Raw genomic sequence first — 9,863 nt, 5'->3', positions numbered from 1 at the left:
CGCGCCTTTCCCCCGGCAGACTTTTACCCTTTGGATAGCGAACGATGACCGAACCGACCCTGCCCCTGTTCTACAAGAACCCCCGCCCGCTGGTGGCCGCCCGTGACGCGGATCTGTCGCTGCGCACCGAGCCGAACTTCGCCTTCGCGGCCGCCACCAACTCGGTGCCGCTGATGGCGGCGGAGTTCGCCGCGGCCTGCAAGCAGTTCCCGATCCTGTTCTCGGAAGGCCCAGTGGTCCAGCCGGTGGCGCTGCTCGGGCTGCGCTCGGGCGAGAACCTGTTCGTCGATGGGAACGGTGCGTGGGAGGAGGGGGCCTATATTCCCGCCTATGTCCGCCGCTACCCGTTCATTTTCCTGGAGAGCGAGGATAAGTCCCAGCTCACCCTGTGCATCGACGAGGCGGCGGACGCTGTCGTTCCGGGCCGCGACAACCCCTTCTTCGTCGACGGGCAGCCGTCCGCCCTGACCAACAACGCCCTGGAGTTCGTCAAGGAAGTGCAGGCCCAGAGCGCCTACACCACGCAGTTCGTCGAGGCGGTGACGGCCGCCGGCCTGATGTCGGAGAAGCGCGCCGACATCACCCTGAACAACGGCGAGCGGCTGAGCCTCGCCGGCTTCAACGTGATCGACGAGGCGGCCTTCAACCAGCTTCCCGCCGAGACGCTGGTGGAATGGCGTGACCGCGGCTGGCTGGGGCTGGTCTACGCCCACCTGATCTCGGTCAGCAGCTGGTCGGGTCTGGTCGACCGGCTTGCCCGCCGGGGCTGATCCGGTCCGGCCTGCCGGAAACGGAAAGGGCGGCGCCATGACGGCGCCGCCCTTTTTTCTTTCTGAATCGGCGGAAGGGCCGGCGCTTAGAAACCCTTCTCGATCTTGAAGACGTCCGGCTCGTTCGGTTTCTCGATATAGGAGAGCTGGAGCGACGGCGGCAGGGCGGGGGTGTCGTCCGAGGGCTTCGGCGGGACCGCGAGGGTCAGCAGGCTCATGCGCCCCTGGCTGTCGGTGCCGCGGAAGACCACCACCTGCGATCCGTCGCCGACCGGCGCGTTGAGCAGCATGCCCTCCTGCCGGTAACCCTGTCCCACGAAATAATTGCGCAGCGCGTTGGCCGCGCCGACCAGGGCGTTGGGATCGACCTTCGGATTCACCGCGCCGCCCCACAGGATGTTCACCTGAAACAGCTTCTGCGTCGAATGGCCGAGGATGTAGGCGACGACCGCCGGGCCGGCGCCGGTCTGCAGGTCATCGACCTTCACGATCAGGCTGGTGGTCCGCTCCGTCGCGTTGGTCTCGCGGCGGATGTCTTTGCCCTCGATCTTGAAGTCCTTGGCGATGGCCTTCGCAACCTCGTCAGCGGTCATGCCGAAGCGCGCGGACCGGAACCCGGTGACCTTCGCGGCGGGGGCCGCCTCGGGCGCGGCGTTTGGCGTGGCGGCCGGGGCGGTCTGGGCGGCGGGAGCTGGGTTGCGATCGGTGGTTGCGGCGTGGGCCGCGCCTGACAGGGCTCCGGCCAGGGCAAGGGCGGCAAGATTCAGCCCCAGGGCCGGTCGGTGAAACGGCATAATGGAAACTCCACAAGACATCGAAGCCATTCGGTCGGCGGATCAAGCCAATCGCCGCCGCCCGCCTCTCTTCCGGATGAGGCAACGCGACAATTGTCGTTGCTTCGAACGAGAGTTTAGCAAAATCCGACCCAACTCCGGGGGTGAATTATGATCGATCCCTCATGTCCTTTTTCCGACGCGGAACGCGCCGGCGAAGTTCTGGACTTTGTCCGACGACACGGAGAGCAGCGCCTTCGTGACCGCCGCCGGGCGCCGCGCCTGCGCGGACGCGATCTCCCCCACAAGGCGCTCCAGGGTCGGCGTCGCGCTGCGGTAGCGGATGCGAAGGTCCCCGTCCGTATGGATCAACCCGGCCTGTTGAAGATTCGCCAAGACTTCCCGGAGGATGAGCGTACTGCTGCGCGATTCGCGAATGAGTTCGTCCGAATTCCATGCCTGACCCGGATCACGCCGTAAAATCAGGAGAATCTCCAGAGTCCAGACCGTCTTGATCGAATGCTGAAGAAAGATCAGGGCATCGTCCGAAAGCACGCCGCCAGTCCATTGTCTGTTCCAGTTTCCTGCGGGTCCCGGCCATCCGGGACGGCTCGACGATTTGAGCCGTACGTCGGGGCGGAGTGTGCACAGGATGCCCGCCCCCGTCCAGCCCCACGCCCCTCTTTGCGGAAGCGCATCCGGCCCTATTCCAGGCATCTTTCGGGGTAGTGGCGCACTCACTGGGCTGATCCATGGCCTCGGCCCGCCTCAAACAGGCCATATGAGGTAACCCATTGGGAAAATCGCCCTGCGGCGCGCTTCGGGCATGCCGAAGCGTCGCAATCGTGACAACTTAGGCCGCAATTCCGATCGGCTATGGCCTGTGCATGACTGGTTTCGACACCCGCCCCGTCTTCTTCATCATCGGCGCGCTTCTCAGCGTCCTGGCCGTCGCGATGCTGCTTCCGATGTCCGTCGATCTGGCGGCCGGCAATCCGGACTGGATGGTCTTCGCCATCGCCTGCGCCCTGACGCTGTTCTTCGGCGTCCAGTTCATGCTGGCCAACCGCATGGACCGGATCGCGCTGAACGTCCGCCAAGCTTTTTTGCTGACCGCCCTGTCCTGGGTGGTCATCTGCGCCTTCGCCGCCGTGCCCTTCATGGTGTCGCAGATCGACCTGACGGCAGCCGACGCCTATTTCGAGGCGATGTCGTCCCTGACCGCCACCGGAGCCACAGTGATCTCCGGGCTGGACGGGCTGGCGCCGGGGCTGCTGCTGTGGCGGTCGCTGCTGCAATGGCTGGGCGGCATCGGCATCATCGGCATGGCCATCGCCATCCTGCCCTTCCTCCAGGTCGGCGGCATGCAGCTCTTCCGCTTGGAATCCTCCGACCGGTCGGACAAGGTGACACCGCGGGCCAGCGACCTCGCCATCGCGGTGGGCTGGATCTACCTGTGCCTGACCGCGGTCTGCACGGTGATGCTCTCCTATGCGGGGATGTCCTGGTTCGACGCCGTCAACCACGCGATGACCGCCGTGTCCACCGGCGGCTTTTCCACCCGCGACGCGTCCATCGCCAGTTGGAACAGCCCGGCTATCGAGTGGGTCCTGGTGGTCTTCATGGTGTTGGGCGGCATGCCCTTCGTCCGCTTCATCAGCCTTGCCCAGGGGCGGGCGGCCAGCTTCTGGGCGGACACGCAGATCCGCTGGTACCTCGGCTTCCTCGCGGCGGTGTCCTTCGGCATGTCGATCTGGCTGACCCTGACGCGGGACGTGCCGTGGGACGATGCCATCCGCGTAACCACCTTCAACGTCGTCTCGGTGGTCACCACCACGGGTTATGCCTCCATCGACTATGAGCGGTGGGGGCCGTTGGCGTCGGTGGTCTTCTTCATCCTGACCTTCGTCGGCGGCTGCACCGGATCGACCTCGGGCGGGCTGAAGATCTTCCGGTTCGAGATCCTGTTCATCGTGCTGCGCGCGCTGCAACGCCGCCTCTACAGCCCCAACTTGGTGATTCCGCTCAACTACAACGGCAAGCCGGTCAGCGCCGACGTGATGATCTCGGTGATGGGATTCGGCTTCGTCTATCTGATGTCGGTATTCGTGCTGGCCTTCGTCCTGGCCTTCCTCGGAGTGGACGTGGTGTCCGCGCTGTCGGGGGCGGCAACGGCGGTCAGCAACGTCGGCCCCGGCCTCGGCCCGACCATCGGACCCTCCGGGAATTTTGCCACATTGCCGGACGGAGCCAAATGGGCGCTGGCCGCCGGCATGCTGCTGGGGCGACTGGAGTTCTTCACCATCCTGGTCGTGCTCAGTCCGTCCTTCTGGCGGCGGTGAGGGGGCCGGGGGGCTTCTCCTCCCGTTCCTGCGCCTGCGGGTCGCGGCTGGCCGCCGACACCAGATGGACCAGGGCGGCGCCGAGCGCGATCACCCCGACCGCCACCGACGCCCGCAGGAAGCGGGAGGCGTCGCCGTGCAGGGTGAAATGCCACCACAGCTCGTCGCTGAAGGCGATGTGCTTGTAGGAGAACAGGCCCAGCCAGAAGGCGCTGGCCAGCGCCACGCCGGTCGCGATGAACCAGCTCGGCGTCAGGGGGTTGCGCAGGATGTTGCCGCGGCGGTGGAATTCCTTACGGGCCGGCAGCAGGGCCAGGAAGATCAGCCCCGGCACGATGGCCTCCGGCCAGTCGCCGCCCTTCAGCAGGGCCGAGGCGCAGCCGGTCGCCAGCAGCACCAGCGACAGCACCCAGGCGGCGTGCAAACGCCGCTGCACCGCGTGGGCCAGCAGGATCAGCAGCACCCCGGCGACACTGCCGGTGAAGTGCGACATCTCCACCAGCGGCAGCGCCGTGGCGTCGAAGGGGGCGGGCAGCGTCTCCTCCGGCGTGGCGCGGGAGAACAGCAGGAAGGCCCCGGTGATGAAGATGCAGGCGGCCAGCACCAGCGGCACCGCCGGGCTGACGGCGGCGGAGATTTCCCGCGACAGTCCGCCGATGCGACGCCGGGCCTGGAAGGCCTCCACGCCTCCGAACATCAGCCCGGCGATCACCAGCGGCGCCAGATAATAGATCAGCCGGAAGACAAGCAGCCCCGCCATCACGTCGTTGCCCGGCATGGCCGGGGTCAGGCTGACCAGGACGATGGCGTCGAACACCCCCAGCCCCCCCGGCACATGGCTGATGATGCCGGCGACCAGCGCCAGCCCGAAGGCCACCAGGACGTCGGCGTAGCTCACCGCGTCGCTCGGCGGCAGGCAGAGATAGAGGACCAGCGCCGCCAGCGACAGGTCGCACAGCCCGAGCAGGAGCTGCCGAACCGCGATGGACGGGCGGGGGAAGGCGATGGCGTGCCCGAACACCCGCAGCGGCCGGCGCAGCCAGAAGCCGCCCACCGCGTAGGCCACCAGGATCGCCAGCGCCGCCAGCCCCAGCAGGAAGGCGCTTCCCGGCGGGACGTGCAGGGCCTTCAAGGCCGTGGGGTCGATCAGCATGACCACCGGCATCACCGTCGCCAGCCCGAGCATGAAGGTGGTGACGACGAACAGCGTCACCTGGGCCACCTCCACCCCGCCCAGCCCGTGCGGCGCGTAGAGGCGGTAGCGCACGGTCGCCCCGATGATGCTGGCGAAGCCCAGGCTATGGCTGAAGGCGTAGCTGGTGAAGGCGGTGAAGGCCACCCAGCGGTAGGGCAGGGGCCGCCGCAGGTGGCGCAGGGCCAGCAGGTCGTAGAGCGTCAGCAGCCAGTAGCTGACCGCCGCCGCCGCCGAGGCGGCGAAAAGCTGCACGCCGGTGATGCGGTCCAGCGCCTGCCGGATGTCGGCGACGCTGTATTGCTCCAGCCAGCGGTTCAGGATGACCAGCGCCCCGGCCAGCAGGGCCAGGATCAGCACCCCCGTGCCGTAGCGCAGGAGCCGCTGGGTCCAGGTCGGGGGGCTTTCGGTGTGGGCCATGGCTGACAGGATCGCTCCGGGCACCTAGGATGACAGGGCTTCGGACAAGAACAACACCGCGCAACGAAAAAGCGCATGGCCGGGCCGGGCTCATCGGGAGGCAATGGATGCATCTTGTGCTTTATCTCGCCACCGGCCTGTCGGGGACCAACACTCTGATCCTGCTGCTCGCCTATCTCTGGGACAGCTCGGTGACGCTGTTCGGCGGTGCCACGGGCTACGGGCTGCGGCCGGACGGCGTGTCCTTCACCCTGTCGCTGTTCACCACGGTCCTGCTGGCCTGGTACGCGCTGGTCCTGCGGCGGCGCCTGCGGTCGGAACGCAAAGGTGGCGCCCGTCCGGAATAGCCGGACGCGGCCGCCGGTCGCCGGAAGCATGAGCGCGGCTTCTTTTTTGGAAACTCCGGCCGGGTTGATCCGTTGTGTGGGCGAAGACGCTGCGCCTCGGAGTCGGGTGCGCTGCCCGCACCCGGAGAAAAACCATGCACGGGATCAACAAAACGGTCTCCTTCACCGCAGGGGGGCTGATTCTCCTGTTCGTCCTTCTCGCCAGCGTCTTCACTGAACCCTTCGGAGCGCGCATTTCCGCCCTTCAGTCGGCCATCGTCGGCAACTTCGGCTGGTTCTACATTCTGTCCGTTGCAGGCTTCCTCTTGTTCGCTTTTTGGTTGTTCTTCAGCCCCTACGGGTCGATCAAGCTCGGCAAGGACGACGACGAGCCGGAGTTCAGCTACCTGACCTGGTTCGCCATGCTGTTCAGCGCCGGCATGGGCATCGGCCTGCTGTTCTACGGCGTGGCGGAGCCGGTGCTGCATTTCGCCAACCCGCGGGTCGGCGATGCGGGAACCCCCGACGCGGCGCGGGAGGCGATGAATCTGGCCTTCCTGCATTGGGGGCTGCACGCCTGGGGCATCTACATCACGGTTGGCCTGTCGCTGGGTTATTTCGCCTATCGGCACGACCTGCCCCTGACCATCCGGTCGGCGCTCTACCCGCTGCTGGGCGACCGGCTGAGCGGCTGGCCCGGCAATCTGGTGGACATCGTGGCGATCGTCGGCACGCTGTTCGGCATCGCCACCTCGCTCGGGCTGGGGGTCATGCAGATCAACGCCGGGCTCGATTACCTCGGGCTGGTCGGCGTGGGCACGGTGCAGCAGATGGTGCTGATCGCCGTCATCACCGCGGTCGCCACCGTCTCGGCGGTCAGCGGCGTCGGGAAGGGAATCCGCCGGCTCAGCGAGCTGAACATGCTGGCGGGGCTTCTTCTGCTGTTGTTCGTCTTCCTGCTCGGCCCGTCGGTGTTCCTGCTGTCCACGCTGGTGGAGAGCATCGGGCGCTACCTATGGACATTGCCCTACACCAGCTTCCGCACGCTGCCCTACACCGGAGCGGAATGGCAGGCGAGCTGGACGATGTTCTATTGGGGCTGGTGGATTTCCTGGGCGCCCTTCGTCGGCATGTTCATCGCGCGGGTGTCGCGCGGCCGCACGATCCGCGAATTCATCGGCGGCGTGCTGTTCGCCCCGGTGGCCCTGACCTTCGTCTGGTTCACCGTGTTCGGCGAGACGGCGATCCATATGGAGATGTTCGAAGGCGGCGGCATGGCGGCGGCGGTGCAGGAGAGCGTGCCGACGGCCTTGTTCGTCATGCTGGACCGCCTGCCGCTCAGCGTGATCACCTCGGCCCTGGCGACGCTGATCGTCGTCACCTTCTTCGTCACCTCCGCCGATTCCGGCGCTCTGGTGATCGACATCATCGGGTCCGGCGGCAACCAGGACCCGCCCATTGCCACGCGCATCTTCTGGGCGGTGCTGTCCGGCGTGGTGGCGGCGGTTCTGCTTCTGGTCGGCGGGTTGCAGGCGCTTCAGACGGCGGCGGTGACGACGGCGCTGCCCTTCGCGGTAGTCATGGTGCTGATGTGCGTCGGGCTGGTGACCAGCCTGCGGGCGGAGCGCCGGGCGGGGCCGGACCGGCGGGTGGTGCGGGTGCCCACCGCGTCGGAGGGCGGAACACCGGTGCAGCCGGTGGGCGACAGCGACTGGCGCCAGCAACTGGCCGCCGTGATCGGGCGCAAGGCGGCCATCGCGGCGGCGGCCCCGCCCGGCGCCGCCGTGGCGCGGCGCGAGGTCATCCGTTTCATCGCAGACACGGTGGAGCCGGCCTTCCGCGACATTGCGGCGGAACTGGAACGGCTCGGCCGCCGGGCTGTCATCGAGGTCGGCCCCTTCAACGCCGGGCTGGCCGTCCTGCGCGACGGGGAGGAGGAGTTCAGCTACGACATCCGCGCGCGGGCCTACCACCCGCTGACCTTCGCCTTTCCCGATCTGAAGGCGGCTGACGAACAGTGGCAGATGCGCGTCGAGGTGATCCTGCGCGGCGGCCTGCACAAACACTTGTCACCGGCGCTCGCTGGGCGGGAAGCAATCGTCCGCGACTTCGTGCAGGAGTATGGAAAGTGGCGGGGGTGGTGAAAGAGCGCGGCCTCTCGCGGTAGCAGGAGAAGATTGCCTCGAATTATGCTAGAAAGCCGTCCGGTGCTTTCTTCGTGCCGAGGCGGCGGCGACCACCATGGGTCATCAGGCGGATCAGAACCAGTCCGGGGTCGGCGTCCCCGGCGGGGAGGCGTGCGCGCCGGCGGGCCGCCCGGTAACGGCCTCAATGACCGTTGCCGACCTTCCCCTGCTCGACGGGGTCTGGGCACCGGTCTGGCTGCATGACGGCGGTCGCGGGCGGATGGTCTGGGGCAACCGCGCCGCCCTGGAGCTGTGGAGCGCCGCGTCGCTCGCCGACTTCCAGGCCCGCGAGTTCGGCAGCCAGCCGGAGGGGGCGCCACAGGCCGAAGGGGAATCGGTGGCGGGGCGCTGGACCTTCTATCCCAAGGGGCGTCCGGTGACCGCCTGGGTGCGGCGCAGCGGCATGGCGCTGCCGGACGGGCGCCTGGGCATCCTGCATGAGGCGCAGCTCGCCGCTCCCTTGGGCGATCCGGACCATGGCGGCACCGACACCGAGGCGCTCGACCGTGAGCGCGCCATGCTGCAAAGCCTGATCGATTCGATGCCGGACATCGTCTTCTTCAAGGACGTGAACGGCACCTATCTCAAGGTCAACCGGGCGATGCTCGACTATGCGGGGCGCCCGCCGCTGGGGCTGACCGACCACCGGCTGTTCGATGCGGAGACGGCGGTGCGGCGGCGGCGGACCGACCAGATCGCCATGCAGAAGGGCTTTTCCCGCAGCGAGGAGTGGTTCGTCCACCCGGACGGGCGCCGCGTGCTGATGGAGACCGCCAAGGCCGTCTGCCTCGACCGCAGCGGCAAGATGCTGGGCGTCGTCGGCATCGCCCGCGACATCACCGAGCGGCGGCAGACGGAAAAGCAGCTTCTGCGGCAGCACGCCCTGTTGCAGGGGATCATCGACACCATCCCCGACGCCGTCTTCTTCAAGGACCGGGACGGCGTGCTGCGCAAGGCCAATCGTGCCTTCGCCTCGTGGACCGGGCGTCCGCTGGAGCAGTTGATCGGGCTGGACAGCCACGAAATATGGCCCCCGGACATGGCCGACGGCATCCGTGCGGGCGACGCCTCTGTCTATGCCGAGGACCAGCCGCGGCGCAACGAGGAGAGCATCCCGCTGCCCGATGGCGGGCGGATCTGGGTGGAGATCCTGAAGGCGCCGATTCGCGACGCCGGCAACGAGCTTCTCGGGCTGGTCGGCGTCGGGCGGGACATCACGCTGCGCAAGGCCGCCGAGGAGGATCTGCGGCGGAGCGAGGCGGAGAAGGACCACCTCGCCAACCACGACGCCCTGACCGGCCTGCCCAACCGCCGCCTCCTCTTCGACCGTCTGGACGTGGCGCTGGGCCGGTCGCGGCGGTCCGGGCGACCCTTGGCCCTGCTGTTCATCGACCTGGACGGCTTCAAGGCGGTCAATGACCGTATGGGCCACGACTGCGGGGACGAGGTGCTGCGCATCGCCGCGGCGCGAATCGCCGGCTGTCTGCGCCGCAGCGACACGGTTGCCCGCGTCGGCGGCGACGAGTTCACCATCGTGCTGGAGGATGTGACCTCCGCCGCGGACGCCGGGGGCGTGGCCGCCAAGATCGTGGAGGCGGTGGCGCTGCCGATTCCGGTGCAGGGCAAGACCGCCGTGATCGGCGCCAGCGTCGGCATCGCCCTGTCCCCGGCCGACGGATCGGACGCCCGCAGTCTGCTGGTGGCCGCGGATGGCGCGATGTACCGGGCCAAGCAGGCGGGCCGTGGCACCCATATCTTCTACAAGGATATTCCTCGCAGGGATCCGGACTGACCGGGTGCGGAATCCGCTTGCACGTCCAGAACAAAAGAAGAACAATACCCACCTGACCGGTT

General features: G+C 67.7%; 8 protein-coding genes. 5 read left to right on the top strand and 3 right to left on the bottom strand.

The features are described from left to right. Nucleotides 1-44: 44 nt before the first annotated feature. On the top strand, nucleotides 45-770 hold the full coding sequence (locus H1Q64_RS29290; RefSeq protein WP_237907388.1) for a SapC family protein: 726 nt from the start codon (nucleotides 45-47) through the stop codon (nucleotides 768-770). Nucleotides 771-856: 86 nt separating this feature from the next. Here the strand turns inward: H1Q64_RS29290 and H1Q64_RS29285 are convergent, their stop codons facing one another. Together H1Q64_RS29285 and H1Q64_RS29280 are read right to left on the bottom strand one after the other, a co-directional pair. Beyond that, nucleotides 857-1,564, bottom strand: coding sequence for a hypothetical protein (locus tag H1Q64_RS29285; protein ID WP_237907387.1), 708 nt, complete (start codon nucleotides 1,562-1,564; stop codon nucleotides 857-859). Nucleotides 1,565-1,726: 162 nt separating this feature from the next. Then, the gene (locus H1Q64_RS29280) at nucleotides 1,727-2,098 is read right to left on the bottom strand and encodes a hypothetical protein (RefSeq protein WP_237907386.1); all 372 of its coding nucleotides are present in this window, start codon (nucleotides 2,096-2,098) and stop codon (nucleotides 1,727-1,729) included. Between the two features lie 332 nt (nucleotides 2,099-2,430). Here H1Q64_RS29280 and H1Q64_RS29275 point away from each other — a divergent pair, with 332 nt between their 5' ends. Beyond that, the gene (locus H1Q64_RS29275) at nucleotides 2,431-3,885 is read left to right on the top strand and encodes a TrkH family potassium uptake protein (protein WP_237907385.1); all 1,455 of its coding nucleotides are present in this window, start codon (nucleotides 2,431-2,433) and stop codon (nucleotides 3,883-3,885) included. Here the strand turns inward: H1Q64_RS29275 and H1Q64_RS29270 are convergent. After that, nucleotides 3,860-5,497, bottom strand: a complete 1,638-nt coding sequence (locus H1Q64_RS29270; protein ID WP_237907384.1) for a lysylphosphatidylglycerol synthase domain-containing protein — start codon at nucleotides 5,495-5,497, stop codon at nucleotides 3,860-3,862. The two genes, H1Q64_RS29275 and H1Q64_RS29270, sit on opposite strands and share 26 nt — an antisense overlap. A gap of 107 nt (nucleotides 5,498-5,604) precedes the next feature. On the opposite strand from H1Q64_RS29270, the gene H1Q64_RS29265 reads away from it, so the two are divergent. From H1Q64_RS29265 to H1Q64_RS29255, 3 genes are all read left to right on the top strand, one after another. Beyond that, a complete protein-coding gene (locus H1Q64_RS29265) occupies nucleotides 5,605-5,844 on the top strand; it encodes a hypothetical protein (protein WP_237907383.1) in 240 nt (79 codons plus the stop codon). Nucleotides 5,845-5,978: 134 nt separating this feature from the next. Then, nucleotides 5,979-7,967 (top strand): BCCT family transporter, encoded by a 1,989-nt coding sequence (locus tag H1Q64_RS29260; RefSeq protein ID WP_237907382.1) that lies wholly within the window; start codon nucleotides 5,979-5,981, stop codon nucleotides 7,965-7,967. Between the two features lie 187 nt (nucleotides 7,968-8,154). Further along, complete coding sequence (locus H1Q64_RS29255) at nucleotides 8,155-9,801, top strand: sensor domain-containing diguanylate cyclase (RefSeq protein WP_237907381.1); 1,647 nt, start codon at nucleotides 8,155-8,157, stop codon at nucleotides 9,799-9,801. Nucleotides 9,802-9,863 lie beyond the last annotated feature (62 nt).

Source organism: Azospirillum brasilense (assembly GCF_022023855.1).
Classification (GTDB): Bacteria; Pseudomonadota; Alphaproteobacteria; order Azospirillales; family Azospirillaceae; genus Azospirillum; species Azospirillum brasilense_F.
Note: the sequence above shows the minus strand (reverse complement) of the source record. Positions and strands in the feature narration are given on the sequence as shown.